Raw genomic sequence first — 26,562 nt, 5'->3', positions numbered from 1 at the left:
GCCCACCTGGCGGAGCTGGAAACGCTCAAGGAGATGGCCCGCCAGGGGCCGGATCCGGCCGCCACCGAGCGGCAGCACGCCCGGGGCAAGCTCACCGCGCACGAACGCATCGAACTGCTCCTGGACGAGGGTTCGTTCACGGAGGTCGAGCCGCTGCGACGGCACCGCGCGACCGGCTTCGGCCTGGAGGACAAGCGGCCCTACACCGACGGTGTGATCACCGGCTGGGGCACCGTGCACGGCCGTACCGTCTTCGTCTACGCGCACGACTTCCGGATCTTCGGCGGCGCGCTGGGCGAGGCCCACGCGCAGAAGATCCACAAGATCATGGACATGGCCCTCCAGGCCGGTGCGCCGCTGGTGTCGCTGAACGACGGCGCCGGCGCCCGTATCCAGGAAGGCGTCTCCGCGCTCGCCGGATACGGCGGCATCTTCCAGCGCAACACCAAGGCGAGCGGCGTCATCCCGCAGATCAGCGTCATGCTGGGCCCCTGCGCCGGCGGCGCGGCCTACTCGCCGGCCCTGACCGACTTCGTCTTCATGGTCCGCGACACCTCGCAGATGTTCATCACCGGCCCGGACGTGGTCCGCGCGGTGACCGGCGAGGAGATCACCCAGAACGGGCTGGGCGGCGCGGATGTGCACGCCGAGACCTCCGGCGTGGCCCACTTCGCGTACGACGACGAGCGGACCTGCCTCGAAGAGGTCCGCTACCTGCTCTCGCTGCTGCCCTCCAACAACCGCGAACTGCCGCCCTCCGCACCGGCCACGGACCCCGTCGACCGCTCCTGCGAGGACCTGCTGGACGTGGTCCCCGCCGAGCCGGGCCGCACGTACGACATCCGCGCCGTGATCGAGGAGATCGCCGACGACGGCGAGTACTTCGAGGTGCACCCGGGGTGGGCGGGCAACATCGTCTGCGCCCTGACCCGCTTCGACGGCGAGGTGGCCGGCATCGTCGCCAACCAGCCCGCCCACTTCGCCGGCGTGCTGGACATCGAGGCCAGCGAGAAGGCGGCGCGCTTCGTGCAGTTCTGCGACGCCTTCAACATCCCGCTCGTCACGCTCGTGGACGTGCCCGGCTTCCTGCCCGGCGTCGACCAGGAGCACAACGGCATCATCCGGCGCGGCGCCAAGCTGCTGTACGCGTACTGCAACGCCACGGTCCCGCGGATCTCCCTGGTGCTGCGCAAGGCGTACGGCGGCGCGTACATCGTCATGGACTCCCGCTCGATCGGCACCGACCTCGCGCTCGCCTGGCCGAGCAACGAGATCGCCGTGATGGGCGCCGAGGGCGCGGCCAACGTCATCTTCCGCCGGGAGATCGCCGCCTCCGCCGACCCGGAGGAGACCCGCGCCCAGAAGATCCGCGAGTACCGCGAGGAGCTGATGCACCCCTACTACGCCGCCGAGCGCGGCCTGGTGGACGACGTCATCGACCCGCGCAGCACGCGCCAGGTCATCGCCCGGTCGCTGGCGATGCTGCGCAGCAAGCACGCCGGCCTGCCCTCCCGCAAGCACGGCAACCCGCCCCAGTAAGGAGTACCGAGTGAGCGAAGCACGCGACGTGATCCGTGTGGAGAAGGGCTCGCCCACCCCCGAGGAGCTGGCGGCCGTCACCGCCGTCCTGCTCAGGGTCATGGCCGCCGCTCCCGAAGAGCCCGCGCCGCTCCGGCCCGTCACCGCGCGCTGGCGACGGCTGGAGCGCGCCGAGCGCGGACCCGGCCCGCGCAGCTGGCAGGAACTGGCCGCGTAGCGCCGTGCCGTACGAGGAGGAAACACCGTGACCGTGACACAGGAAGCCCCCGGCACCGTCGAGGACAGCGGCCCGCCACGGGCCGGGTGGCAACTGCCGCCGCTCGAGGCCGAGGACGACTTCGACGCCGAACCGCACATCATCCGCGGTACGGACTGACCGGCCGCATCCCGGGCGGGCGCCGCTTCCCCGGCGCCCGCCCGCGCACGTTCGCCTCCGCACCCTTGTTCCCTGCCACCGCCGGGCACCCACCCGACTTGGAGTCCCGCCATGCCCCAGCTTCTGCCGCCCGAGGCACCGCCCACCCCGCCGGACGATCCGGTCCGTGCCGTGGAGATCGAAGCGGGCCCGCTGCGCCTGTCCGGCCTGCTCGCCCTGCCGTCCGGCGTCCCGCCGCGCGCTGTGCTCGTCGCGCTGCACGGCGGCGGCATGCGGGCCGGCTACTTCCACGGCCGGGCCGACCCGGCCACCTCGATGCTCTCCCTCGCGGCCTCCTGCGGCTACGCGGCACTCGCGCTGGACCGGCCCGGGTACGGGAGTTCGGCGGCCGCGCTGCCCGACGGCCTGCCGCTGGCCGAGCAGGCCGGGTACGTCCTGGCGGCCCTGGAGAGCTACGCGCGCGAACACCCGGTGGGCGCCGGCTTCTTCGTGCTGGGGCACTCGATGGGCGGGAAGCTCGCCCTGATGACCGCGGCCCGGGACGGCCGCGACGCCGGCGGGCAGCGGCTGCTCGGCGTCGACGTGTCCGGCATCAGCGACCGCTGGGCCGTCGGCTCCGACCGGCTGGCGGACCCCGTCGGCCGCCGCAGCCACCGGCTGCACTGGGGCCCGCTGGCCCTCTACCCGCCGGGCACCTTCCGGATGGCCGAGCCGCTGGTGGGCCCGATACCCCGCAACGAGCTGCGGGACGTGCCGTGCTGGCCGCGCACCTACCCGTCGGTCGCGCGCGACGTCCGGGTGCCGGTGCGCTTCACCTTCGCCGAGCACGAGCAGTGGTGGCGGTCCGACCGGTGGACGGTGGAGGCGATGACGGCGCGGCTGGCCTCGCCCCTCGTCCGCGTCGACCGGCTGGCCTGCGCGGGCCACAACATCAGCCTGGGGCGGACGGCGCGCGGCTACCACCTGGGCGTCCTGGCGTTCCTGGAGGAGTGCGTGGCGCGTGCCGAAGCGGGCGCGCCGTGAGCGGCGGCGCCGTACTGCGCGGCATGACCGCGTCGCTGCGGGTGCGCAACTTCCGGCTGTTCACGCTGGGGCAACTGGCCTCGGTGACCGGCACCTGGATGATGTTCACCGCGCAGGACTGGCTCGTGCTGCGGCTGACCGGGGATTCGGCCGCCGCGCTCAGCGCCGTCACCGCGGCCCAGTTCGCGCCCGTCCTGCTGCTGACGCTGCTGGGCGGCCGGCTGGCGGACCGCTACGACAAGCGCCGGCTGCTGCTGGCGGCCAATCTCGCCTCCGCGGTACTGGCCTGCCTGCTGGCGGCCGCGGCGCTCAGCGGCGAGCTGCGGCTCTGGCACATCATCGGCTGCGCCGCGGGCCTGGGCGTGGTCAACGCGGTGGAGATCCCGGCGCGGATGTCCTTCGTCAGCGAGATGGTCGGCGGTGAACTGCTGCCGAACGCCTCGGCGCTGAGCGCCGCGTACTTCAACACGGCCCGGGTGCTGGGGCCCGCCGCCGCGGGCGCGCTCATCAGCGTGTGGGGCGCCCCGGCCGTGATGCTGCTCAACACCGTCAGCTATCTGGGCACGGTGGTCGCGCTGGCGCGGATGCGGCCGCAGGAGCTGTACCGGGGCACCGCCCGGGCGGCCCGCGGCGGCGTCGTGGCCGGACTCCGGTACGTCGCCGCGCGGCGCGACCTGCTGCTGCCGCTCGCGCTGGTGGCGCTGCTGGCGCTGGTCGGCTTCAACTTCCAGGTCACGCTGCCGCTGCTGGCCAGAACGGTCTTCGGTACCGGGGCCGGCACCTTCGGGCTGCTGACCGCGGCGATGGCGGCCGGCTCGCTGGTGGCGGCGCTGGTCACCACCGTGCGCCGGGGGCGGCCGCGACAGCGCGTCGTGCTGGCCGCCGCGGTGGCCTTCGGCGTCGCGGAGATCGCTTCCGGGCTGGCGCCCACCTTCCCCGTCGCGCTGCTGTCCCTGGCCCTGACCGGCTTCGCCATGATCGTGTTCTCGCAGGCGGCCAACCACCGCGTCCAGCTCGGTACCGAGTCCGCCTACCGCGGCCGCGTCATGGCGCTCTACACCGTCATTTACCAGGGCACCACCCCGGTCGGCGCCCTGCTGACCGGCTGGCTGGCCGGCGCCGCCGGTGCGCGCAGCGGCCTGTGGGTGGCCGGCGGGGTGTGCCTGGCGGGGGCGCTGGGCGCCTGCGCCCTCGCCGCCCCGCGCGGGCGGCGACCCGGCGCCCGGCCCGTCCCGGTCCGCCCGGAAGCGGACGAACGGGCGTCCGCTTCATCCGGATAGGCGGCTTCGCGGTCCGGTCCGCCGCGTGGCCGGCCGCCCGCTGTACCACGTGGCCGGCGCCGTACCGCGCTCTTCAGGGGCGTACGGGCGGCGCTTGCGCATGTGTGGACGGCTGCCGTGGCAGGCCGGCGGCCGCGGTGGGCGGTGAGGCCGGTACCGGTAGGGGTCATGCGGGTGTCCTCACTTCGCCGGGGAGGGGGAGTTCCAGGGCTGGCCGAGCCGGAAGCCGACACCGCGCACGGTGACGATCCAGTCGCCGGAACCGAGCTTGCGGCGCAGTCCGTTGACGTGGGTGTCCAGCGTGCGGCTGCGCGGTGTGTCGGTGTCCTGCCAGACCTGCTGGAGGATCTGCCGCCGGGTGGCCACGGCGCCGGGCCGGGAGGCCAGGAGCAGCAGCAGGTCGAACTCCTTGCGGGTGAGCGGGACGGGCCGGCCGTGCATCCGTACGGTGCGGGTGGTCTGCTCGACGACCAGCGGCCCGAGCTGCAGGACGGCGCCGGCCGTGGCCGCGGGGCGGGCCCGGCGCATCACCGCGCCCATTCTGGCCAGCAGTTCGCGGAATCCGTAGGGCTTGACCAGGTAGTCGTCGGCGCCGGCCTGGAGCCCGAGCACCCGGTCGACCTCGCTGTCCCGGGCGGTGACCGCGAGCAGCGGGGTGTCGCACACGGCGGTGATGGACCGGCAGATCTCCAGCCCGTCCACGTCCGGCAGTTCGAGGTCGATGAGGATCACGTCGGCGTGGTGGTGCTCGCGCAGCGCCGCGGCGCCGGTCGCGGCGGTCCTGACCTGGTGACCGTGGCGTTCAAGACTGCGGGTGAGGGTCTGGGCGGTGCGGGCGTCGTTCTCGACGACGAGCACCCGCCACGGCCCGGCCGGCTGCGCGGTGAGCGGCGGCGGGCCGGGGCGGGCCGGTGACGCGGATGACGGGTGGGGGAGTGACCTGACCGTCTGTGACACGGGCTCCTCCTGGAGTTCGCGGGTGGACGCGGGCTGCGAGGAGGGTGCGGACGGCGGCCGCGGCGCTGCGGTACCGCCCGTGCGCATGACGGAGTACGGGCATGATTCCCCCGTCGATGCGCCCCTCGGGCGCTGCCCAGAGCACAGTGGCACGCGAGCGGCCGGGCGGAACGGTTGATAGCACCTAGGTTGAGCCCGCCCCGGGCTCAGGACGCGGGGCCGTGCAGGGCGAGGAAGGCCGCGACGCCGGACTCGACCAGGGCGTTGGTCTCGTCCGCCGCCAGCGGCAGCGCACCGTGCAGCGAGCGCTCGTACACCTCCGAGGTGACGAGCTGGGTGAAGTGGACGGCCAGCGTCTCGGGGGTGGTGCCGCCGCGCAGGGCGCCGGCCCCGGCCAGCTCGCCGAGCCGCTCGGCCAGCCGGGCGCGCACCCGGCCGGGGCCGGTGCCGCGCCAGCTCTCGATGACGTGCGGCGGCAGGTGCGGGGCCTCGGCGAAGATCACGCGGACCAGCGAGAAGTGGCTCTCGAAGTCGGTCTGCGGCACGGCCAGCGCGCGGCCGAGGGTGGTGAGCGCCGCGGTCAGGTCGGCCTCGGGGCTGCCCAGGTGGTGGTCGATGAGCTCTTCCTGGTGTGCGGCGACGGCCTGGGAGCTCTGCTGCACGACGGCGAGGAAGAGGTGCTCCTTGTCCTGGTGGTGGTTGTAGATCGTGCGCTTGGAGACCCCGGCCTCGGCCGCGATGGCGTCGACGCTGGCGCGGCTGTAGCCCTCTCTTCCGAAGACGGTGCGGGCCGCGCAGTCGATGGCGGCGCGCTTTCCGGGGCGTCCGGTGGGGGCGGATTCGGGGGTCGTGCGGGGGGCGGCGGAAGGCGTCATGGCGGGCCGGGCTCCTCAAATTGCACTGGGCGGTTTACAAGGTGAACTGCACGGTGTAGTTTACTTCGTGTCGGAGCCGCCGGGAAACCCCGCGGAACCCCGCTTCTCCTACCGCCTCCTCTCCGCCGGCAGCCCCACGCCACCGGCCGACCGGGACCCCACGAAAGGACCTCATCATGTTCGGCAAGCTCACGGTCACCAAGCTCTTCTGCGACGACCTGGACGCCATGGTCGCCTTCTACCGCGACCGGCTGGGCCTGAAGGTCCTGCAGGAGTACCCGGGCACCACCTTCGTCTTCGACACCGGGCACGGCGGCGAGCTGATCGTCACCAACACCAAGGGCGACCAGCCCATCAGTATCGCCTTCACCGAGGTCGACATCCCCGCGGCCCACCAGGCGCTGGCCGACCTGGGCGCCACCGACATCGCGCCGCACAAGACCGGCGAGCGGTTCGAGATCACCGACCCGCAGGGCAACAACCTCATCTTCGTCAACGCCTGAGCGCGCCCCGCCCGCCGCAGCGGGCGGCAGCGCGGACCCCCTCACCTCGTCCCGGGAGACCGTCGTGCCCCACCCTTCCGCCCCCACGCGCCCCGATGCCGACTCCACCCACCGCAGCCGGTTCGCGCGCTACGCGATCTACCTCGTCGGCTGTGTCGTCTTCGCCGCCGGAGCCACGCTCTTCATCCACGCAGGGATGGGTGTGGACCCCCTCGACGTCCTCTCCCTCGGTCTCCTGGAGCATCTGCCGGGAACGATCGGGCTGGCCCAGGCCGCCATCGCCGCCGTCTGCATCCTGCTGTGGTCGGTGTGGAACCGCCGCCGCCCGGTCGTGATGCCCTTCGTGACCTTCCTGCTCTGCGGCTCCCTGATCGACCTGATGCGGCTGGCGGACCTCGGCTGGCTGGCCTCGGTGCCCGCCCTGGTCGCCGCGATCCTGCTGTGCGCCTACGGCTCCGCGCTGATCATCATGAGCGGCACCGGCATCCGCGCCATGGACCTGCTGGTCATCAGCCTCAACCAGCGTCTGCACGTGCCCTTCTGGCTCGCCAAGGTCGGCATCGAGGCCGTCCTGCTCACCGCCGGATGGCTGCTCGGCGGCCCGGTCGGCGTCGGCACCCTCGCCTTCCTCGTCTGCGTCGACGGACTCATCCAGCCCTTCATGGCCTTCAACGCCCGCGTCCTGCGCCTGACCAACCACGGCCTGCCCACCCGCGCCCCCGTGCGCCCCCTCGCGATCGGAGTGGCCCGATGACCGCCGCCACCACCACGCCCCGCACCGGCGTGTTCCCCCTCCTGCTGTTCGCCTCCACCCTGACCGTCATGGCCGGCTCGGTACTCTCCCCGGTCATCGAGATCCTCCGCGGTGACCTGGGCGTGAGCGGCACGGCGGCCGGGCTGGTCGTCACCGTCCACAGCCTCGGGATAGCCCTCGTCAGCCCGTTCGCCGGGCGCCTCCTGGACCGCTTCGGCACCCGCGTGCCGCTCGCCGCCGGCCTCCTGGTCTACGGCGTGGCCGGCGGCGCCGGAGCACTCCTCGACAGCTACCCGGCCCTGATCGTCGCCCGCCTCGTCTTCGGCGCCGGCGCCTCCTTCGTCTTCGCCGGCACCACCGTCGCGCTGCTCTCCCTCTACCAGGGCCGCGCCAAGGACCGGGCCATGGGCTGGCGGTCCACCGCCACCAGCCTCGGCGGCGTCCTGTGGCCGCTGGCCGCCGGTGCCGTGGGCGGCATCTCCTGGCACCTGCCCTTCGCGATCTACCTCATCGCCATCCCGCTCGGCATCGCCACCGTCCTGATCCTGCCCAAGCACGCCGTGCCCGCCGGCGGCCCGGCCGGCGCGCCCATGGGCGCCGTGGCCCTGCTGCGCCGCCACCGCATCCTTCTCGCCTGGTACGGCCTGCAGTTCCTCTCCTCGCTGCTGCTGTACGCGCTGATGGTCTTCCTGCCCCAGCAGCTCGCCGCGGCGGGCGTCACGAGCCCGATGCTGGTCTCCCTCTACACCGTCGCCATGTCCGCCGTGATGAGCCTGATCGGCCTGGGCTACGCCCCGCTGCGCGAACGGCTGGGCGAGCGCACCCTGCTGCACGTGGCCGTCGCCCTGTGGGTCGTGTCCTTCGCCCTCCTCGCCGTGACCAGCCAGCCGATCCTGCTCTTCCTGGTCCCCGTCCTCTTCGGCATCGGGCAGGGCGTGTTCTTCCCGGTCGTGACCGTGCTGATCGGCGAGGGCGTTCCCGAGGCCGTCCGCGGCCAGGCGACCTCGCTGTCCGGAACCGCCACCTTCGCGGGGCAGTTCGTCTCGCCGCTGCTGGTCGGCCCGCTGCTGGCCGCCACCGGCTTCGAGGCAGGCTTCTTCCTGGTCGCCGGGGTGCCGGCACTCGCCCTGGCCGCCCTCCTGTTCACCCGCAACGCCCGCCGCGGTACCCGCACCGCCCCGCCCGCCGACACGGCCGGCACCACCGAGGCCCCGGCCGCGTCTCACACCGCGACCGTGCGCTGACCGCGCCGCTCCTTCCGAACCACGCCGACGGAGGCCCCCGATGAAGATCACCATGGTCCTGGACGTCATCTGCGCCCACTCCTACCTCGCCTACCACCACCTGCAGCAGGCCCTGCAGACGCACCGCGCGGCCGGCGGCAGTGCCGAGGTGACCTTCCTCCCCTTCCAGCTCGACCCCGCGGCGCCGCCCACGCCCGAACCGCTCAAGACCGTCCTGCAGCGCAAGTTCGGGCCCGCTGCGCTGGACTCCGCGGCAGCGATGGCGAAGAAGGCGGCGGGCGAGGGGCTCGTACTGGACTACGACCGCGCGGTGAACGCCAACACCCGCTCCGCGCACCTGCTGATCACCCACGCCGAGCGGCACGGCCGCGGCGAGGAGGTGGCCGAGCGCCTCTTCCGCGCCCACTTCACCGACGGCCTGGACATCGCCGACCCCGGCACGCTCGGCCGACTGGCCGCCGAAGCGGGCCTGCACAGCACCCCCGACGCCACCGACGAGACCGAACTGACGCGCCGTCTGGAGCGGACCCGGGCCCTGGCCGTACGCGCCGTACCGGTCTTCCTCGCCGACGGCACCACCCCGCTCGTCGGCGACCAGAGCCGGGCGGCCTTCGAGCGGCTGCTGGCCGGCGCCCCGACCGCGTAATCCGAAGCACCGTCAAGTGACTTGCCAAAGCCGCTGAGGGCGACGGCGCGAGCCGCCCGGGCGGGACATCCCGCCAGTAGCGTGGCCGGCAGACAGCGGCAGCACCGGGCCCCGCCCCGTGCACACCGGCCACGCGCCTGCCTTTCGCACCCACTCTGACCGCACCCACTTTTGAAACATGGAGAACCCATGAGTACTGCACCCCTCAAGCTCGCCGTCGTGATCGGGAGCGTGCGCGAGAACCGCCTGGGCGCCAAGGTCGGCGACTGGTTCGTCCGCCAGGCCACCCAGCACCCCGACGTCGAGGTCGACGTCATCGACGTGATCGACCACCCGCTGCCGCTGGCCATCCCCGGCTTCGGCCAGGAACTGGACGCCGCCACCCAGCAGATCAAGGACGGCATCACCCCGCGCATCGAGGCGGCCGACGCCTTCGTCGTGATCACCCCGGAGTACAACCACTCCTTCCCCGCCTCGCTGAAGAACGCCATCGACTGGCACCTGAGCGAGTGGGCCGCCAAGCCCGTCGGCCTCGTCTCGTACGGCGGCATGGGCGGCGGCCTGCGCGCGGCCGAGCACCTGCGCCAGGTCTTCGCCGAGGTCCACGCCATGACCATCCGCGAGATGATCAGCTTCCACAACCCCTGGGGTGCCTTCGAGGACGGTGCCGCGCCCGAGGGCGCCGACGGGGCCGCCAAGAAGCTCCTGGACCAGCTCTCGTGGTGGGGCCGTGCGCTGCGCACCGCCCGCGCCGAGACGCCGTACCAGGCGTAATCCGCGAACCCGCGAACCCGCCCGTCCCGAACCCGACAGCACCCGGCCCGTGCCCCGCTGCCCCGCCCACGCGGTCAGCAGGGCACGGCCGGCCGCCGCTTGGAGGCCCCGTGAACATCCCCCGGATCGGCATCACCCTCCCCTCGATCGGCGCCCCCGGCGATGTCCTCCCCGACGTGGCGCAGGCAGCCCGCCGGGCCGAGGAGGCCGGGCTGGACGGCGTCTGGGCGGGCGACCACCTCACGCTCGGCGAGGCGCCCGCGCTCGACTCCGGCCTCGCCCTCGCCGCCGCGGCCGCCGCCACGCGGAACCTCGGCATCGGCTGGTCCGTCTACCTCCCCTCGCTGCGCAGCGTCTCCTGGGCGGGCCGCCAGATCGGCACGCTGCAGTACCTCGCCGGCGACGGCCGCCTCGACCTCGGCATCGGCGTGGGCGGCGGGGGAGCGGAGTGGCACGCGGCGGGCACCACCGACGCCGACCGGGGCCACCGCACGGACGCGTTCCTCCGCCTCCTCCCGAAGCTCCTGGGCGGCCACCCGACCCCGCTCCCCGACGTCCCCGGCACCCCGGAATGCGTCCTGGCCCCCGCGGTGCCCGTCCCGCCGGTGTGGATCGGCGGCTTCGCCACCCCGGCGCTGCGCCGCACGGTGCGGTACGGCACCGGCTGGCTCGGCGCCCTGCGGACCCCGGACGCGTTCCGCGCCACGGGCGACCGGCTCCGGGAGCTGGCGGCCGAGGAGAAGCGCCCCGCGCCCCGGCTGGCCACCATGATCCACGGCGCGCTCGCCCCGCGCGGCGCCACGGACGGCCTGCGCGACCGCTACGCGACCACGCTCGCCGCGTCCTACGGCATGGACCACGACGCCGCCCGCACCCTGGCCGTCACCGGCGACCCCGAGCAGGTCGCCGAGCAGCTCACGGACTTCGTCCGGGCGGGCGCCGAGAGCCTGGTCTTCACCACCCCCGTGCCGGACTGGCACCGCTGCGCCGACCTGCTCGGCGAGGCCCGGCAGCTCGTCCTGCGCGAACTCTCCTGACCCTCCTCCCGCAGGCGTCCCCCAGCGCCTGCCGTGTCCCGCGGCGGTGCCCCCGCGCCCGGCGGGACGCGCCCCGAAGGCAGGCCGGCGCCCCCGTCCGGCCTGCCTTCCGGCGCGTCCACCCCCTACGGTGGGACCGGTCTGCACCACAGCGATGAGGGATTTACGTGAAGATCCTGCCTGAGGAGTAGGGACGTGGCTTTGCCAAGCCATTACCCTTGAGGCCAAGGCCGCGCAGGGCGGCCACGGAGGAGTGAGATGAGGAGCAGCAACCCGGTCTTCTCGCGACGGGGGTTCAGCCGAAACGGCTACGCCGGCTTCAATGCGCCGCCGCAGGCCGGGGCCGCCGCCAACCCTTACGCGGGGACGAACCCGTACGCCGGACAGGCCCCCTACGCGGACGCGAACCCGTACGCGGGTGGTAACCCGTACGCCCAGGGCCAGCAGGACGTCACCCAGGCCCCGCCGTACGTCCCGCAGACCCGCCCGATGACCATGGACGACGTCGTCGTCCGTACGGGCCTCACGCTCGGCACCGTCGTCGTCGGCGCCGCCGTGGCGTGGATCATGGACCTCTCGCTGGGTCTGGCCATCGGCGCCGCGCTCGTCGCGATGGTGCTCGGCCTGGTCCAGTCGTTCAAGCGCAAGCCGTCGCCGCCGCTGATCCTGGCGTACGCCGCCTTCGAGGGCCTCTTCCTCGGCGCGATCAGCAACGCGATCAACCAGTGGGTGGCCCCCGGCGCGCCCATGCAGGCGGTGCTCGGCACCATGGCGGTCTTCGTCGTGATGCTCGTCGCCTACAAGACCCGCATCGTGCGGGTCAACGCGCGCTTCACCCGCTTCGTGATCATCGCCGCCATGGGCTTCCTGCTGCTGCAGGTGATCAACCTGCTGTTCATGGCCTTCGGCGGCGGTGACGGCCTCGGCTTCCGCAGCGGCGGCCTGGGCATCGTCTTCGGCATCGCCGGCGTGCTGCTCGGCGCGCTCTTCCTCGCCCTGGACTTCAAGCAGGTCGAGGACGGCATCGCCTACGGCGCCCCGCGCGAGGAGTCCTGGCTCGCGGCCTTCGGCCTCACCATGACCCTGGTGTGGATCTACCTGGAGATGCTGCGCCTGGTCGCCATTCTCAACGGCGACGATTAGTACGACCCGTGTCCGCGGCGCCGGTCCGGCGCCGCGGACACGGCGAAGGGCCCGCGGGAGGCATGCCTCCCGCGGGCCCTTCGGGTTTCCGGCGCGGTCCGGTCACGGGACCGGACCGGGCGCGGTAACCGTCCGCTAGAACTTCCGGGCCGCGCGCCGCAGGTCGTACTCGTGGACGATCGCCTTGGCGTGGCCGTAGGCGAGGTTGTGCTCGCCACGGAGCCAGCTGACCTTCTCCTCGAAGCGGAAGAGAGCGGGGCCTTCATCGACGGTGCGAAGCCAGTCGGAGACTTCGCGGCCGGTGCAGTGGGGAATACGGGAGAGCAGGTTCCGGTGGGTCTCTTCGGAGAAGACTTGGGACATCGGCGCCTCCGGACGCGTTCGATGCTGGTCCTTCAGCACACCGTGCCTGAGCGTTCCCGCGTTGGCAACCACCCGGGAGTGGCGCATAGGCTCACGGCGTGCTTGACGTGATGCCTTTGCAGTCCGCCGTTGACACCCTCGCCGACCGGCTCAGGGCCCTGCCGCAGAGCGCCCTCGCGCGGGGCGCCGCGGCCGAAGGACTGGCGCTCGCCAGGGAGTTCGCGCTGCGCGCGCAGCGCCTGGAGGAGCCCGGAGCGGAGCCGCGCGAGCTGCCGGACGCCGGGATGTTCGCGGTCGGCGACCAAGTGGCGGTGGCCGGTCATGACTTGGCGTACGCCCTGCGGGACGCGGAAACGGCCCGTGCCGAGGATGTGGCACAGGCCGTGGATGACGTACGGAGGACCGCCGCGCGCTGCTGAGCGGTCCGGGACCGGGCGGGTACTGGGCCCGGTCCGGAAGGAAGCCCCGAGGTCTCTCGCCCCGGAGTCGGGTTCTTGCGCCTCAGAGCGAGGCGATGACCCGGTCGGCGAGGACGTAGACGCTGTCGTCGCGGCCCTCGCCCCAGGCGAAGGTCAGCGCGTACGCGCCGGCGACGCCCGAGCCGCCGAGCAGCACGGTGGTGTGGCCCTCGCGGAGCGCCTCGGCGACCCGCTCGGCCGTCTCGCGGTGGCCCGGCGTCATGCAGACGGTCGTGCCGTCGGCGAAGACGTAGACGTCGAGGGTGCCCAGCGGGCCCGGCCGGACGTCGGCCAGCGGCGTGCGGTCCTCGGCCAGCTCCTCCAGGCGCGCCACGGTGCGCTCGTGGTCGCCGATGGCGGGGGAGGGCGAGAAGTCCGGGTGCGAGGGGTGGCGCCGGCGGGCGGCGGCCAGCTCGGCGGACTCGGTGTAATCCTCGACGGCCCCCTCGGTCGGGGCGTCCACCGGCTCGAGGTCCACCTCGTCCATGCCGAAGAGCGGCTCGGAGCCCAGGACGTCCGGGTCCAGTCCGGCGAAGTCGGCCTGCCGCGGCAGGTAGAAGCGGTCGAAGCCGTCACCGGTCGCGGTGTCGTCGCCCGGCGCGGGGTGGCCCGGCAACAGCGACGAGGGCGAGTCGGCGTCTCTGGCCTCCTGCGCGGCCCAGAAGGCGCGCGCCTCGGCGAGCTCCCGCTCCCGCTCCTCGGCCAGCGCGTCGGCCACCGCGGCACGTATGTCGTCCAGCGGGGTCTCGGCGGCGGGTGCCGGGCGGGCGGCGGGAATGGCGGCGAGGGCCGCGGCGCCGTCCTCACGGGCGGTGCTGAGTTCGGCCCGCAGCCCGGCGACCTCGCGGCGCAGGGAGCGAGCGGTGTGCAGGGAGGCTGCGCCCAGCGCCACGGCGATGGCCGCGGTCGGCAGCAGTGCATAAGCGATGGCGGTCACTGACGTACTCCCGGTAGCAGAATGTCCCCCGGAGAACTTCCTACATCAGCCTGCCGGAGGTCGGCGACCGTTCGCAGTGCGCCACGTCTCTTGACGACCGGCGGCAGGGGTCCGGTACGGCCCCATTGCCCCTCGCCGACCTGGGAAAACGTGGCTCCCCCAGGGTGTTGGTCACAATCCTGGGGGAGCCGGTACAACGATCTTGTCACGTGGTGACGTGGATCACCGATCGTCGCTGTGCGTAGCTCAGTTGGTACGTACCGTCCCGAACTGGCTCAGCTCAGCCGCTCGATGACCATCGCCATGCCCTGGCCGCCGCCGACGCACATGGTCTCCAGGCCGAACTGCTTGTCGTGCCACTGCAGGGAGTTGATCAGTGTGCCGGTGATGCGGGCGCCGGTCATGCCGAAGGGGTGGCCGACCGCGATCGCGCCGCCGTTGACGTTCAGCCTGTCCTCGTCGATGCCCAGGTCCCGGGCGGACGGGATGACCTGCGCGGCGAACGCCTCGTTGATCTCGACCAGGTCGATGTCGCCGATGGACAGGCCCGCGCGCCGCAGCGCCTGCTTCGACGCCTCGACCGGGCCCAGGCCCATGATCTCGGGGGAGAGGCCGGAGACGCCGGTGGAGACGATCCGGGCCAGCGGGGTCAGGCCCAGCTCGCGCGCCTTGGTGTCGGACATGATCACGAGCGCGGCCGCACCGTCGTTGAGCGGGCAGCAGTTGCCCGCGGTGACCAGGCCGTCGGGGCGGAAGACGGGCTTGAGGCCCTGCACGCCCTCCAGGGTGACGCCCGCGCGCGGGCCGTCGTCCTTGGAGACGACCGTGCCGTCGGGGAGGGTGACCGGGGTGATCTCCCGCTCCCAGAAGCCGTTCTTGATGGCCTGCTCGGCGAGGTTCTGGGACCGCACGCCGAACTCGTCCATGTCCTGGCGGGTGATGCCCTTGAGGCGCGCGAGGTTCTCCGCGGTCTGGCCCATCGCGATGTACGGGTCGGGGACCAGGCCGTCCTCGCGCGGATCGTGCCAGGTCGAGCCCTCGGTCTGTGCGACCGCCTCGGTGCGGGCCTCGGCCTCCGCGAAGAGCGGGTTGCGGGTGTCGGGCAGGCTGTCGGAGTTGCCCTTGGCGAAGCGGGAGACGGTCTCCACACCGGCCGAGATGAAGACGTCGCCCTCGCCCGCCTTGATGGCGTGCAGCGCCATCCGCGAGGTCTGCAGCGACGAGGAGCAGTACCGGGTGATCGTGCAGCCGGGGAGGTGGTCCATCCCCATCTGCACGGCCACGATGCGGCCCAGGTTGTTGCCCTGCTCGCCGCCGGGCAGGCCGCAGCCGAGCATCAGGTCGTCGATGTCCGTCGGGTCCAGCTCGGGGACCTTGGCCAGCGCGGCCTTGATGATCTCGGCGGTCAGGTCGTCCGGGCGCAGGTCTTTCAGCGAGCCCTTGAAGGCGCGGCCGATCGGGGAGCGGGCGGCAGAGACGATCACGGCTTCGGGCATCACACGGCTCCAGATGATGAGAAGGGGTGGCGCGGAGCGCCTCGTTGAGGGGCGGTGGTCGGGCGACGGGTGGGCGGCTCAGGACACAGAGGGAAGCTACCTGCACGTACAGCGAAGGTCACGGTCCCTGCGCTGTGATGCGGACCTCTTTTCTAAGCGGCTGCTTACCTCCGTACTGAGCGGATGCTCACCCATCGGGCGGGTGCCGCGCAAGGGGGCGGCACCCGCCCGGCCCGCTACGGCGCCCGCTCCTCGGCCTCCGCCGTCGGCTCCTCGGCCTCCTGTACCGCGATCCGCTGCCGCCTGCGGTGCTTGAGCAGCGCCCACGGTGCCCGGCTGCCCGCGACCTCGGTGCCGCCCTCGGACGCCGCCTGCGCCGCCGCCTCCTCGACCGGCAGGAAGCCCTCGCGCCGCGCCGGCTCCGGGCGCTCCTCGTCCTCGGGCCACAGGCCGAGCGCCGCGCACAGCGTGGGCAGTACGGCCATCGCCGCGGTCGCGTACCCCTCGGCCGAGGGGTGGTAATTGTCCGAACTGAACAGCTCCCGAGGGTTCGCCTCGAACTCCGGGCCGAGCAGGTCGCCCAGCGACACCGTCCGCCCGCCGTGCTCCACCACCCCGATGGTCTGCGCCGCCGCGAGCTGCCGGCTCAGCCGCCGGGCCACCCAGCGCAGCGGCTGGTACACCGGTTCGATCGTGCCGAGGTCGGGGCAGGTGCCCACCACCACCTCGGACCCCGCTTCACGCAGCCGGGCCACCGCCTCCGACAGCATGCGGACGGAGGTGGCGAACGGCATCCGGTGCGTGACGTCGTTCGCGCCGATCATGATGACGCAGACGTCCGGCGCCGGGCCGTCCGCCAGCAGCAGCGTCACCTGGCGCTCCAGGTCGTCGGACTGGGCGCCGGGCAGCGCGACATTGCGCAGGTCGACCGGGCGCTCGGCGACCGCGGCAAGGCCGGAGGCCAGCAGCGCCCCGGGCGTCTGGCGCGCCCGCGTGACGCCCTGCCCGGCCGCCGTGGAGTCGCCGAGGAAGCCGAGCCGCAGCGCGGGCCGGTCGGTGCGGTACCAGAGGGCGGCGCCGTAGCGGCCGTCGGCGGGCGGCGGCAGCTCGGTGGCACCGCCGACCGTACGGCGGGCGAGCCGCACCTCGGTCAGGAGCAGGCCGACCGCGGCGACGCCGAGCAGCCCGACCCCTCCGCTGCCGACCGCCGCGGCCGTGGCGATCCGGCGTGCCACCCTCGCCCTGGACATGGTCATCGGCATCGGCCGGGCACCTCCCGCAGTGCGTACACGGGGCGTGCGAAGGGAGTGAATCCCGGCGCGCGCCCCGCGGACTCGCGAAACTCGTGTCAAGAACGTCTTGCCCCGCAGGGCCTTCGCCGCAACGCGCCTGCCCTGTGGGGGTGAGCGCAATAGGCTGGCCGGACGGGCGCAGGACAGCGCGCCCCCTACCGCGGAGACCACCGTGCAGGTTTATGAATCCATGATTGAGCTGGTCGGCAACACCCCGCTCGTGCGGCTCAAAAATGTGACCGAGGGAATCCGGGCCACCGTCCTGGCCAAGGTCGAGTACTTCAACCCGGGCGGGTCGGTGAAGGACCGGATCGCGGTGCGCATGATCGAGGCCGCCGAGCGGTCCGGCGCGCTGCAGCCGGGCGGCACGATCGTGGAGCCGACCTCGGGGAACACCGGCGTCGGCCTGGCGATCGTGGCCCAGCAGAAGGGCTACAAGTGCATCTTCGTCTGCCCCGACAAGGTGTCGACGGACAAGATCAACGTTCTCCGGGCCTATGGCGCCGAGGTCGTGGTCTGCCCCACGGCCGTCGACCCCGACCACCCCAATTCGTACTACAACGTCTCCGACCGGCTGGTACGCGAGACGCCCGGCGCCTGGAAGCCGGACCAGTACAGCAATCCGGACAACCCGCGGTCGCACTACGAGTCCACGGGGCCCGAACTGTGGGAGCAGACCGACGGCCGAATCACGCATTTCGTGGCGGGCGTGGGCACCGGCGGCACCATCAGCGGGACCGGGCGGTACTTGAAGGACGTCAGTGACGGCAAGGTCAAGGTCATCGGCGCCGACCCGGAGGGCTCGGTGTACAGCGGCGGCTCCGGACGCCCGTATCTGATCGAGGGCGTCGGCGAGGACTTCTGGCCCACGGCCTACGACAGCACCGTCGCCGACGAGATCATCGCGGTCTCCGACAAGGACGCCTTCCAGATGACCCGGCGGCTGGCCAAGGAGGAGGGCCTGCTGGTCGGCGGCTCCTGCGGGATGGCCGTGGTGGGCGCGCTGAAGGCCGCCGAGGGGCTCGGCGAGGACGATGTGGTGGTGGTCCTGCTGCCGGACAGCGGCCGCGGCTACCTCTCGAAGATCTTCAACGACGACTGGATGAACGACTACGGCTTCCTGGAGACCGGGGACACCGACCGGGTCGCCGACGTCATGCACAACAAGCACGGCGGCATCCCCGAACTGGTGCACATGCACCCGGAGGAGACCGTCGGCGAGGCCATCGAGGTGCTGCGCGAGTACGGCGTCTCCCAGATGCCGATCGTGAAGCCGGGCGCCGGGCACCCGGACGTGATGGCCGCCGAGGTCATCGGCTCGGTGGTGGAACGCGAGCTGCTGGACGCGCTGTTCACCCAGACCGCCTCGCTCTCCGACCCGCTGGAGAAGCACATGTCCGCGCCGCTGCCGCAGGTCGGTGCCGGTGAGCCGGTCGCCGACCTGATGGCCGTACTGGAGCGGGCGGACGCGGCGATCGTCCTCGTGGAGGGCAAGCCGACCGGGGTCGTCAGCCGGCAGGACCTGCTGGCCTTCCTGGCCCACGGAGCGAAGTAGCTCCAGGTCAGGTGGGGTTCGTGAGCCGACTGCGCGTCAGGTGGCCGTGAGGAAAAGGGCGGTCGACGCAAGGTGTACGTATGCGTCACGCGGACGCAGCACGGACTTAACACTGGTCGGGCAGATTAATCAGTGCGGCGACAAGGACTTCGGAGCGGCTCCCGGACTCCAGGTCGCCAGGACGCGTCCGACCGGCCCTGACCCGGTCCGCGTCCTTCGCGGGGACCGCCGTCGTCCCGCCCCTGGCGCTTGCGCGCCGGGGTGCGGCGGTCCCCGCGCCGTTTTACTTGCTGCCGGTGGGCTCGTGCGGCGCCGTCGTGGTTGCTCGCGCAGTTCCCCGCGCCCCTGACGGGGCGCTGTTGCCCCTGTTGAGAAGCCAGTACAGGCACGCCGGTACTGCCAGGCCGATCAGCCAGGAGATGTCTGCGCCGCCCAAGGGGGCCACCAGAGGACCCGTGTAGAAGTGGGTCACCAGGAACGGGAGCTGGGTCAGGACGCCGATGGCGTAGACGGCCAGCGCCTTGGCGTTCCAGGCGCCGTAGCGGCCGTTGGGGTCGTGCAGGGCGTCCAGGTCGTAGCGCTCCTTGGAGATCAGGTAGTAGTCGATCAGGTTGATCGCCGACCAGGGCGTGAAGAACGTCAGCAGGAAGAGCAGGAAGTCCTTGAAGGCGGTCAGGAACGAGTCCTTGCCGAGGAGGGACACCGCCGTGCCGACGACCATGATCCCGGCGAAGTAGAGGCTGCGGCCGCGCGGCGAGAGCGTGCGCTGTCCGCGGAAGCCGCTGATGCTCGTCACCATCGACATGAAGCTGCCGTACGTGTTCAGGACGTTGATCGTCAGCTTGCCGAGGGCGATGACGAAGTAGAGCGCTGCGGCCATCAGGCCCGTGCCGCCGAGTCCGACGATGTACGAGACCTCGTGGCCGACGAAGGCCGCGGGTGCCGCGGCCGCGGCCAGCGCGCCGAAGGTCATCGACCACTGCGAGCCGAGCACCGAGCCGGAGAGCGTCCACCAGAAGGTCGCACGGGCCGAGGTGTGCCGCGGGAGGTAGCGGGAGTAGTCCGCGACGTACGGGCCGAAGGCGAGCTGCCAGGACGCGGAGAGCGAGACGGCCAGCAGGAAGACCGGGAAGTCGAAGGCGCGGTCGTGCAGCAGGAGGGCCAGGTCGGTCCGCTCCAGCAGGCGCACGCCGAGGTAGACGAAGGCCACCGCGCACACCAGCCCGGCGATCCGGCCGAGCGCGTGGATCAGGCGGTAGCCGACGGCCGCGGCGAAGGCGGTGATCGCGCCGAAGGCGATGATCCCGGTGGTGTCCCCGAGGTGGGTCAGATGGCCGACCGCCTGCCCGGCGAGCACGGTGCCGCTGGCGAAGAAGCCGATGTACATGATGATGACCAGGGCCAGCGGCACGACCGCGCCGCGCACCCCGAACTGGGCCCGCGAGGAGATCATCTGCGGCAGGCCGAGCCGCGGCCCCTGCGCCGAGTGCAGGGCCATCACCGCGCCGCCCAGCAGGTTGCCGAGCAGCAGCCCGATCAGCGACCAGAAGGCGTTCGCGCCGAACACGACGGCCAGCGCTCCGGTGACCACCGCGGTGATCTGGAGGTTGGCGCCCAGCCAGAGCGTGAACTGGCTGAAGGCCGTGCCGTGCCGTTCGGAGTCCGGTACGACGTCGATCGAGCGTTGTTCCACCACGCCTGCCATGGGTCGTCCCTCTCTCGCTGCATGAATTCATTCAGGATTAGGGGTCGGTGAATGGAAATGCAATAGGCTGGAGTAAAACGCTGGTTACGGCTCCGGCCCGGGCAGGTCACGCCGGGGATTACGTAGAGTCGGGCAGCACACGCGGAGCACACGCCGGAACCGGACCGAGAGGACACGATGAGCGGGGACAACGGGGGCGAGGGCGCCACCGAGGCGACCGCCGGTGCGGCGGCGCGGCTGCAGAAGCTCTTCGAGGGGCACCGGCTCACGCCGACCCAGCGCCGGATCGCGCACTGCATGGTGCGCCGGGCCGCCGACGCGCCGTTCCTCTCCAGCGTGGAGCTGGCCGAGCTGGCCGGCGTCAGCCAGCCCTCGGTGACCCGCTTCGCGGTCGCCCTCGGCTTCGACGGCTACCCGGCGCTCCGCCGCCACCTCCGCGACGTCGCCCCGGACCGCGCCGCGCCGGCCCCCGACTCGCTCAACGAGTACCAGCAGGCCGTACAGGAGGAGATCGGCAACCTCCAGGAGCTGTCGGCGGCGCTCGCCGACCCCGCGCCGATAGAGGAGGCCGCCCGGCTGTTCGCGGCCTCCCCGGTGCTGCCGGTGCTCGGGCTGCGCGCCGCGATGGGCCAGGCCGCGGGCTTCGCGTACTTCGCGAGCAAGGTCCACCCCGACGTGCGGCTGCTGGACGAGGGCGGCTCGATGCTCGCCGACCGGATCGACGGGGCGGTGCGCGCGGGCGCGACCGTCCTGCTCTGCTTCGCGCTGCCGCGCCATCCCCGCGAGGTGATCGAGGCGCTGGCCTACGCCCGCGCCGCCGGGCTGACCGTCGTCACCGTCGCCGACAGCGCTTTCGCCCCGGTCGCCCGCCACACCGATCTCATGCTGCCCGCGGCCGTCGGCACGGGGCTGGCCTTCGACACGGTCTGCGCCCCCATGCTCCTCGGCCGCGTCCTGCTGGAGGCCATGTGCGACGCGCTGCCCGACGCCCAGGCCAGCCTGGAGGCGTTCGATGCGCGGGCGGCGGCGCGCGGGCTGTTCGAGGAGTGACCCGCGGGCGGCGCCCGGACGGGCGGCGCCGGCCCAGGACAGGCGCGGGCGGCGCCGCACCGGCGAGGTGCGGCGCCGTCGCCTTCAGAGCAGGTCCGCCTCCGGCTGCGCAGGTCACACCTCCAACTGCGCCTCGATGCTCCGCAGCTGGTGGCGGGCCATCGCCAGGTTCGAGCGGTCCTTGTCCAGCGCCAGGTAGAGGAAGAGGCCGTTGTTGCCCCGGCCCTTGAGCAGCCGGATCAGGTGGTACTGCGTACCGAGTGTGATCAGGATGTCCTCGATCTCGTCCTTGAGGCCGAGCTGCTCCATGGTGCGTACTTTGGCGCGGACCACGTCGGTGTTGCCCGCGGCGGCCACCGACAGGTCGAGGTCCTTGCTGCCGCCGATGGTGCCCAGGGCCATGCCGCTGGAGTAGTCGACGAGAGCGACGCCGAGCGCGCCCTCGATGGAGGTCATCGCATCTTTGAGTGCGGCTTCGGTGTTGGCCATGAGAGGCACACTTCCTTTCCGTCGGGTGGGTTTTCGTGGTGGTGGGGTGGCGGTCATGGATCAGCCGTTCTCCAGTCGTTCCAGGGCGCCGTCGACCAGTTCGCCGATGCGCGCACCGGACCTGCGGGCCTCCAGATGGAGCCGGCCCACGTTGGTGCGCGGTTCGGCGAGCAGCGTGAGGACGGCCGACGAGCCCGCCGCGTAGGTCGCGATGTAGCCGTCCTCGCCGCGTATCAGCAGTTCCCGGAAGTCCCCCTGGCCGGTCGCCTCGGCCAGCCGCAGGGCGACGCCGAGGGCCGCGGCGGTGAGCGCGGCGACGCTCTCCGCCTCGGTCCCGGCGGCGTCCTGGGCAAGAACGAGGCCGTCGGTACTTGCCGCGAGTGCGCCGGTCAGTTGCGGCAGACGGGCCCGCAGTCCGATCAGTTCACCGAGCACATCGGCTTCCGCCGTCATCAGCTGTCTCCTCTCGGCGCGCTGTCTCAGGGCGCGCCTCATGACGGCGAACGGACGGCCCAAGGGTTCATGTGGTTGGTCACAGGCTTTCCTCCAGAGCGTCACGGAGCCGGCGTAACAGGGCGATGTCCGTGGCGGCGTACTCCCTGGCGACCCAGGCGGGGGCCGGGGGTGTCGGGGGCGGCGCCGGGCCGGCGGGTGTCTCCACCAGCCCGCCAGCGGCCAGCCGCCGGACGTCGAGCAGGGTGGGGAATGCCGGGCGGCCCAGCGCCCGGGCGATGGCTTCGGGGGTGCGGACCCCGTCGGCGAGGTTCAGCACGCTCCGCTGCCGGCGGGTGATCCACCGGCCGGTGGTCGGCGCGCGGGGCACCACGGGGGCGCTGTCGACGTCGGGGTACGGCCAGACGGCGGCCAGCAACGCCCGGCGGCGCGACGCCTCGCGGGTCACGGTCGCCGCGGGCACCGGCCGCACCGGGCCGATCCAGTGCGAGACGCCGTAGCGGAAGCGGGTCGGCCCGCTTCCCGGCGTCAGGGCGAAGAAGGCGGCGTCGAACAGCGCGCCCAGGTGGCAGATCTCCAGCTCGCCGCCGGCCAGCCGGCCGCTGTCGACCAGGAAGCGCCCCACCTCGTTGCGGGCACCCGCCTGCTCGACCGCTTCCTCCCAGCCCGCCCGCGGCAGCCGTCCGCAGGCGGTCAGCAGGACGTCGATCCCCGGCGCCTCCGGGCTCTCGGCGTGCACGACCTGGCCGTCGGCGAGATAGAGCGCGCCGCGGTCGCGGACCAGCACACCGGTGGCCCGTTCGTCCGCCAGTCGCGCGAGCATCGGGGAGAGGGCCGCCTTCATCCGAGCACCAGCCGTTCGGCGATGCTCTGCAGGCGGATGCGGGCGAGCGCGAGGTTGCCCGTGTCGCGGTCCAGCCACAGGTGGAGGAAGACGCTGCTGTCGAAGGTGGTCTCGACGAACCGGATGAGATGGAAGTCGGTACGGGTGATCAGGATCAGGTCCTGGACGGGCGGCTCCTTGTCCGGGCGGTCCGGCCCGGCCGGGGCGAACGCCGAGTACTCGGCGGCCATCCGGGCCAGTTCGGCGGTCTCGGCCGCGGTGGTCTCGTGATCGGCCCCGGACGGTTCCCCGACGGTGCCGAGGGCGAGTCCGCTGATCCAGTCCACGATGGCGGCCCCACGGGCACCCGGCAGCTCCATGGCGTGGAGCAGGCACTTCTCGATCCCGGGCACGCGGACTCCTCTCCCCGCCACGGCGTGCGGCGCCCAGCTCTGCAGCTGTGGCCGAGAGGTTACGTACCGTGCGGGACGAAGTGGAGGCTATGGGCACTTTTCGACGGAACATGCCGCAGCCCGACAGAGTGCGCCACGGTGCGACCGGTACATGTCATCGCATGACCGGAGGGTCGCCCTATCCGCACACTCTGCCGGGCCGCGGCCCCGGACGCGCCGCGGGATCAGCCTTCGCCCCGGAACTTCAGCACCACCTTGTTCACCGCCCACAGGGCCAGGCCGATGGCCAGCAGGACGCCGGCCCGGATGTAGACCTCGGCCGGGCGGTCGGCCAGCGGGCTCGCGAGGATCAGGGCGGTCAGCGCGCCGAGTACCGGCAGGACCGTCGGCGTACGGAAGTGGGCGTGCGCCACGCGGTCCTTGCGCAGCACCAGTACCGCGACGTTGACCACAGCGAAGACGCAGAGCAGCAGGAACGCCGTGGTGTCGCCCAGCCCTTCGATCTCGCCCGTGCAGACCAGGCCGATGGCCAGCAGGGAGACGAAGACGATGCCGGTGACGGGGGTGCGCCGCTTCGCGAGCACCCGGCCCATCGCCCTGGGCAGGATGCGCTCGTTGGCCATGCCGTAGCAGAGCCGCGAGGCCATCATGATGTTGATCAGCGCCGAGTTGGTGACGGCGAAGAGCGCGATCAGCGCGAAGAGCTTCGGCGGGAAGTCCAGACCGCCGGCCTTGACCACCTCCAGCAGCGGCCCGCTGGACTTCTCCAGCGTGCGGTGGTCCACCAGCAGTGACGAGACGAGCGCGACCAGGACGTAGACGGTGCCCGTGACGCCCACGCCGATGAAGATGGCGCGCGGGAAGGTGCGGACCGGGTCCCGGGTCTCCTCGGCCATGTTCACCGAGTCCTCGAAGCCGACGAACGCGAAGAAGCCCAGCGCCGTGGCGCCCAGCACGCCGGTGACCAGCGCGTACCCGCCGCTGCCGGACGCCTCGAAGTCGGCCAGCCGCCCCGGCTCCCCGCCCCCGGTGAGCACCGCGTACGCGCCGATCGCCAGGATCACCAGCAGCCCGGTCACCTCGACCAGCGTCAGCACGACGTTCGCCTTCACCGACTCCGAGACGCCGCGCAGATTGAGCGCCGCGAGCACGAGGATGAAGAGGATCGCGACGACGGTAGGCGGCACCGCGTCGGTGAACTCGGCCAGGTAGTCGCCGCCGAACGCGCGGGCCGCCGCGCTCGCCGAGGACAGCCCCGAGCACATCACCATGAAGGCGACGATGAAGGTCAGGAAGGGAACCTTGAACGCCTTCTGGGTGTACAGCGCGGCGCCGGCCGCCCTGGGGTACTTGCCGACCAGCTCCACGTACGAGGCCGCGGTCAGGATCGCCACGACGAAGCCGATCACGAATGGCAGCCAGACCGCGCCGCCGACCTTGCCCGCGACCTTGCCGGTGGTGGCGTAGATCCCGGTGCCGAGGATGTCGCCGATCACGAAGAGGATCAGCAGTTTCGGGCCGATGGCGCGCTTGAGGCCGGTCTCCTCGGGCGGTGCGGCGGGGCCCGGCGTGGTGGTGTCCGTCATCAGGTACCTCCCCCGAGAGTCGATGTGGGGGAGGTACTGCCCGCGGCCGCCGGCCCGAAGCGGGAGTTGAGCAACTTCAGAGCCGGCGGATTTTCCGGTCCAGAGCCCTGCGCGGGCCCTCAGAGGCGGCCGAGGGCGTCCCGCTCCGCGCCGCCGCCGGCCTCCGCGACGATCTCCTCCAGCGTCTGGGACCGGCGGACCGTGGCGAAGCCGACCGAGCCGTCCGCGCCCTCGGCGAAGCCGTGCACGGCCGGCCGGGCCAGGCTGTTGTAGGCGTAGTGGTGGGCGAAGTAGTACGCGCCGGTGTCCAGCACCGCCACGTAGTCGCCCTGCGCCAGCGGCGGCAGCGTGCGGTTCTCGGCGAGCAGGTCGCCCGCGAAGCAGGCCGGGCCCGCCACGTCCTGCGCGAGCTCCCCGCCGCTCTTCGGCAGCCCCTTGGCGTCGAACGCGGCGATCCGCAGCGGCCAGGCGGCCGGCGCGTAGACGGTACGCGTGGCCACCTGCACGCCCGCGTGGGTGACGGCGATCGGCCGGCCGCCGGAGCTCTTGGCGTACTCCACCCGCGCCAGCACCGTGCCGTGCTTGGCCAGCAGCGACCGGCCGAACTCGGTGACCAGGCCGTACCGCCCGTCCAGCAGCCCCGGCACCTGCTCCTTCAGGACCCGTGCGTACGCCTCGTGGGTGGGGTCGTCGGCGTCGGAGGCGAAGTTGACCGGCAGGCCGCCGCCGATGTCGATGGTGTCGATCTGCTGCCGGCCCACCGCCTCGTTGATCTCCTCGGCCAGCTCGTACACCGCCCGCACACCTTGCGCCATCAGCTCCAGGGGCACGCCCTGGGAGCCGGAGTGGGTGTGCAGCCGGGTCAGCCAGGGGCGCGCCAGGTAGGCATCGATCACCCACTGCCGGGCCCCTTCGTCCCGCAGCGCGACGCCGAACTTCGATGTCGCGGTCGCCGTGGACAGCGCCTCGATGCTGCCCCCGCCGATCTGCGCGTTCACCCGCAGCCCGAGGGGGGAGCGGGTGGGGGCCGAGGAGACCAGCGCGTCGATGCGGGCCAGCTCCTGCGGGTTGTCGGCGTTGACCGCGATGCCCAGCGCGAGCGCCTCGCGCAGCTCGGCGGGGGTCTTGGCGGGCGAGTCCAGGACCGTGTGCGCGGCGTGCACCCCGGCAGCTCTGGCCAGCGCCAGCTCGCCGGGGCTCGCGACCTCGGCCCCGATGCCCGCCTCGTGCAGCAGCCGCAGGACGGGGACCAGCGGGGCCGCCTTGACGGCGAAGGCGTGCAGTACCGGCGCGTCGGTGACCGCGGCGAACGCGGCCCGCAGCGCCTCGGCGCCCGCCCGGATGCCGGCGACGTCCAGCAGCCCGATGATCGGGACGTCGGGGCCGACCAGCCCCTGCGCCACCGCCGCCGCGACCGCCCGCTCGCGCCGCGCGGTCCGCTCCGTACCGCGGTCGTCCTTACGGCTGTAGTCCGTACCACTGTCGGTGAAGCCCGTGAAGGTCATGACTTCACTCCATCACCTGACGGGCGGCTCCGCCATGGCGCCATTGACTAGCCATATTCACTCGATACAAGATGTGAATATATCGATCCAGTGCCGTGGGGTGCTGGGCACCGCCGAGGGCAGGAGGCAGCGCATGTCAGGACCGCGACCCGTGCGAGCATCGCGTGGTACGGAACTGAGCGCCCAGGGCTGGCAGCAGGAGGCCGCCCTGCGGATGCTCCAGAACAACCTGGACCCGGAGGTCGCCGAGCACCCGGACAAGCTCGTCGTCTACGGCGGCACCGGC

At 72.6% G+C, this 26,562-nt stretch carries 29 protein-coding genes; 16 read left to right on the top strand and 13 right to left on the bottom strand.

Features of this window, described 5'->3' with window-relative positions; all coding sequences use genetic code 11:
- The first annotated feature begins 33 nt into the window (after nucleotides 1-33).
- From IG84_RS0135845 to IG84_RS0135825, 5 genes are all read left to right on the top strand, one after another.
- Entirely contained in the window at nucleotides 34-1,539 is a 1,506-nt protein-coding gene (locus tag IG84_RS0135845) for an acyl-CoA carboxylase subunit beta (RefSeq protein WP_078649867.1), read from the top strand.
- Between the two features lie 10 nt (nucleotides 1,540-1,549).
- Nucleotides 1,550-1,756, top strand: coding sequence for an acyl-CoA carboxylase subunit epsilon (locus IG84_RS0135840; RefSeq protein ID WP_031067187.1), 207 nt, complete (start codon nucleotides 1,550-1,552; stop codon nucleotides 1,754-1,756).
- A 27-nt stretch (nucleotides 1,757-1,783) separates the two neighbouring features.
- A complete protein-coding gene (locus tag IG84_RS42725) occupies nucleotides 1,784-1,915 on the top strand; it encodes a hypothetical protein (RefSeq protein WP_281179407.1) in 132 nt (43 codons plus the stop codon).
- Nucleotides 1,916-2,026: 111 nt separating this feature from the next.
- A complete protein-coding gene (locus tag IG84_RS0135830; protein ID WP_031067185.1) occupies nucleotides 2,027-2,938 on the top strand; it encodes an alpha/beta hydrolase in 912 nt (303 codons plus the stop codon).
- A complete protein-coding gene (locus IG84_RS0135825) occupies nucleotides 2,935-4,218 on the top strand; it encodes an MFS transporter (protein ID WP_063761925.1) in 1,284 nt (427 codons plus the stop codon). Before IG84_RS0135830 ends, IG84_RS0135825 begins: the two co-directional genes overlap by 4 nt.
- A gap of 180 nt (nucleotides 4,219-4,398) precedes the next feature.
- On the opposite strand, the gene IG84_RS0135820 is transcribed toward IG84_RS0135825, so the two are convergent.
- Complete coding sequence (locus tag IG84_RS0135820; RefSeq protein ID WP_031067179.1) at nucleotides 4,399-5,175, bottom strand: response regulator transcription factor; 777 nt, start codon at nucleotides 5,173-5,175, stop codon at nucleotides 4,399-4,401.
- A gap of 206 nt (nucleotides 5,176-5,381) precedes the next feature.
- Entirely contained in the window at nucleotides 5,382-6,050 is a 669-nt protein-coding gene (locus IG84_RS0135815) for a TetR/AcrR family transcriptional regulator (RefSeq protein WP_031067176.1), read from the bottom strand.
- A gap of 176 nt (nucleotides 6,051-6,226) precedes the next feature.
- Between IG84_RS0135815 and IG84_RS39180 the strand changes: the two genes are divergently transcribed.
- The 7 genes from IG84_RS39180 (at nucleotide 6,227) to IG84_RS0135780 (ending at nucleotide 12,151) form a co-directional block, all read left to right on the top strand.
- Nucleotides 6,227-6,553 carry a VOC family protein gene (locus tag IG84_RS39180; RefSeq protein ID WP_051831754.1) on the top strand — a complete coding sequence of 109 codons (327 nt, stop codon included), beginning with the start codon at nucleotides 6,227-6,229 and terminating at the stop codon, nucleotides 6,551-6,553.
- Nucleotides 6,554-6,617: 64 nt separating this feature from the next.
- Nucleotides 6,618-7,307, top strand: coding sequence for a YczE/YyaS/YitT family protein (locus IG84_RS0135805; RefSeq protein WP_051862834.1), 690 nt, complete (start codon nucleotides 6,618-6,620; stop codon nucleotides 7,305-7,307).
- Nucleotides 7,304-8,551, top strand: coding sequence for an MFS transporter (locus tag IG84_RS0135800; protein WP_063761921.1), 1,248 nt, complete (start codon nucleotides 7,304-7,306; stop codon nucleotides 8,549-8,551). Before IG84_RS0135805 ends, IG84_RS0135800 begins: the two co-directional genes overlap by 4 nt.
- Before the next feature lie 40 nt (nucleotides 8,552-8,591).
- On the top strand, nucleotides 8,592-9,197 hold the full coding sequence (locus tag IG84_RS0135795) for a DsbA family oxidoreductase (protein WP_031067170.1): 606 nt from the start codon (nucleotides 8,592-8,594) through the stop codon (nucleotides 9,195-9,197).
- Nucleotides 9,198-9,386: 189 nt separating this feature from the next.
- The gene (locus IG84_RS0135790) at nucleotides 9,387-9,971 is read left to right on the top strand and encodes an NADPH-dependent FMN reductase (protein WP_030265863.1); all 585 of its coding nucleotides are present in this window, start codon (nucleotides 9,387-9,389) and stop codon (nucleotides 9,969-9,971) included.
- 110 nt (nucleotides 9,972-10,081) lie between these two features.
- Nucleotides 10,082-11,008, top strand: coding sequence for an LLM class flavin-dependent oxidoreductase (locus tag IG84_RS0135785; RefSeq protein ID WP_031067167.1), 927 nt, complete (start codon nucleotides 10,082-10,084; stop codon nucleotides 11,006-11,008).
- A 258-nt stretch (nucleotides 11,009-11,266) separates the two neighbouring features.
- A complete protein-coding gene (locus tag IG84_RS0135780) occupies nucleotides 11,267-12,151 on the top strand; it encodes a Bax inhibitor-1/YccA family protein (RefSeq protein ID WP_031067164.1) in 885 nt (294 codons plus the stop codon).
- Between the two features lie 135 nt (nucleotides 12,152-12,286).
- Here the strand turns inward: IG84_RS0135780 and IG84_RS0135775 are convergent, their stop codons facing one another.
- Complete coding sequence (locus tag IG84_RS0135775; protein ID WP_031067161.1) at nucleotides 12,287-12,514, bottom strand: DUF4287 domain-containing protein; 228 nt, start codon at nucleotides 12,512-12,514, stop codon at nucleotides 12,287-12,289.
- A gap of 98 nt (nucleotides 12,515-12,612) precedes the next feature.
- On the opposite strand from IG84_RS0135775, the gene IG84_RS0135770 reads away from it, so the two are divergent.
- Nucleotides 12,613-12,933 (top strand): hypothetical protein, encoded by a 321-nt coding sequence (locus tag IG84_RS0135770; RefSeq protein ID WP_031067158.1) that lies wholly within the window; start codon nucleotides 12,613-12,615, stop codon nucleotides 12,931-12,933.
- Nucleotides 12,934-13,015: 82 nt separating this feature from the next.
- Here the strand turns inward: IG84_RS0135770 and IG84_RS0135765 are convergent, their stop codons facing one another.
- The 3 genes from IG84_RS0135765 to IG84_RS0135755 all read right to left on the bottom strand — a co-directional run bounded on the left by IG84_RS0135765 (nucleotide 13,016) and on the right by IG84_RS0135755 (nucleotide 16,667).
- Nucleotides 13,016-13,909, bottom strand: a complete 894-nt coding sequence (locus IG84_RS0135765; protein WP_031067155.1) for a hypothetical protein — start codon at nucleotides 13,907-13,909, stop codon at nucleotides 13,016-13,018.
- Between the two features lie 275 nt (nucleotides 13,910-14,184).
- Nucleotides 14,185-15,405 (bottom strand): acetyl-CoA C-acetyltransferase, encoded by a 1,221-nt coding sequence (locus IG84_RS0135760; protein ID WP_031067152.1) that lies wholly within the window; start codon nucleotides 15,403-15,405, stop codon nucleotides 14,185-14,187.
- A gap of 236 nt (nucleotides 15,406-15,641) precedes the next feature.
- Nucleotides 15,642-16,667: an SGNH/GDSL hydrolase family protein gene (locus IG84_RS0135755; RefSeq protein ID WP_031067149.1), complete on the bottom strand. Its 1,026-nt coding sequence runs from the start codon at nucleotides 16,665-16,667 to the stop codon at nucleotides 15,642-15,644.
- A 202-nt stretch (nucleotides 16,668-16,869) separates the two neighbouring features.
- Here IG84_RS0135755 and IG84_RS0135750 point away from each other — a divergent pair, with 202 nt between their 5' ends.
- A complete protein-coding gene (locus tag IG84_RS0135750) occupies nucleotides 16,870-18,252 on the top strand; it encodes a cystathionine beta-synthase (protein WP_031067147.1) in 1,383 nt (460 codons plus the stop codon).
- A 283-nt stretch (nucleotides 18,253-18,535) separates the two neighbouring features.
- On the opposite strand, the gene IG84_RS0135745 is transcribed toward IG84_RS0135750, so the two are convergent.
- On the bottom strand, nucleotides 18,536-19,957 hold the full coding sequence (locus IG84_RS0135745; RefSeq protein ID WP_051862833.1) for a purine-cytosine permease family protein: 1,422 nt from the start codon (nucleotides 19,955-19,957) through the stop codon (nucleotides 18,536-18,538).
- 177 nt (nucleotides 19,958-20,134) lie between these two features.
- Between IG84_RS0135745 and IG84_RS0135740 the strand changes: the two genes are divergently transcribed.
- Nucleotides 20,135-21,007, top strand: a complete 873-nt coding sequence (locus IG84_RS0135740; protein ID WP_051862832.1) for a MurR/RpiR family transcriptional regulator — start codon at nucleotides 20,135-20,137, stop codon at nucleotides 21,005-21,007.
- Between the two features lie 114 nt (nucleotides 21,008-21,121).
- Here the strand turns inward: IG84_RS0135740 and IG84_RS0135735 are convergent, their stop codons facing one another.
- The 6 genes from IG84_RS0135735 to IG84_RS0135710 all read right to left on the bottom strand — a co-directional run bounded on the left by IG84_RS0135735 (nucleotide 21,122) and on the right by IG84_RS0135710 (nucleotide 26,276).
- The gene (locus tag IG84_RS0135735; RefSeq protein ID WP_031067142.1) at nucleotides 21,122-21,496 is read right to left on the bottom strand and encodes a hypothetical protein; all 375 of its coding nucleotides are present in this window, start codon (nucleotides 21,494-21,496) and stop codon (nucleotides 21,122-21,124) included.
- 60 nt (nucleotides 21,497-21,556) lie between these two features.
- Nucleotides 21,557-21,991, bottom strand: a complete 435-nt coding sequence (locus IG84_RS0135730) for a roadblock/LC7 domain-containing protein (RefSeq protein ID WP_078649865.1) — start codon at nucleotides 21,989-21,991, stop codon at nucleotides 21,557-21,559.
- Nucleotides 21,992-22,028: 37 nt separating this feature from the next.
- Entirely contained in the window at nucleotides 22,029-22,793 is a 765-nt protein-coding gene (locus tag IG84_RS0135725; RefSeq protein WP_031067135.1) for a hypothetical protein, read from the bottom strand.
- Nucleotides 22,790-23,185 (bottom strand): hypothetical protein, encoded by a 396-nt coding sequence (locus tag IG84_RS0135720; protein ID WP_031067132.1) that lies wholly within the window; start codon nucleotides 23,183-23,185, stop codon nucleotides 22,790-22,792. The genes IG84_RS0135725 and IG84_RS0135720 overlap by 4 nt, the downstream gene beginning before the upstream one ends.
- A 224-nt stretch (nucleotides 23,186-23,409) precedes the next feature.
- The gene (locus tag IG84_RS0135715; protein ID WP_031067130.1) at nucleotides 23,410-24,771 is read right to left on the bottom strand and encodes an APC family permease; all 1,362 of its coding nucleotides are present in this window, start codon (nucleotides 24,769-24,771) and stop codon (nucleotides 23,410-23,412) included.
- Between the two features lie 119 nt (nucleotides 24,772-24,890).
- Nucleotides 24,891-26,276, bottom strand: a complete 1,386-nt coding sequence (locus tag IG84_RS0135710) for a type III PLP-dependent enzyme domain-containing protein (protein ID WP_051862831.1) — start codon at nucleotides 26,274-26,276, stop codon at nucleotides 24,891-24,893.
- A 133-nt stretch (nucleotides 26,277-26,409) separates the two neighbouring features.
- On the opposite strand from IG84_RS0135710, the gene IG84_RS40345 reads away from it, so the two are divergent.
- On the top strand, nucleotides 26,410-26,562 hold a 153-nt coding region (locus IG84_RS40345; RefSeq protein ID WP_157849006.1), incomplete at its 3' end, for a hypothetical protein.

The sequence above is a fragment of the Streptomyces ochraceiscleroticus genome, assembly GCF_000720485.1.
GTDB lineage: Bacteria > Actinomycetota > Actinomycetes > Streptomycetales > Streptomycetaceae > Streptomyces > Streptomyces ochraceiscleroticus.
The sequence above is the reverse complement of the archived record's forward strand: the minus strand, read 5'-3'. Positions and strand labels throughout refer to the sequence as shown.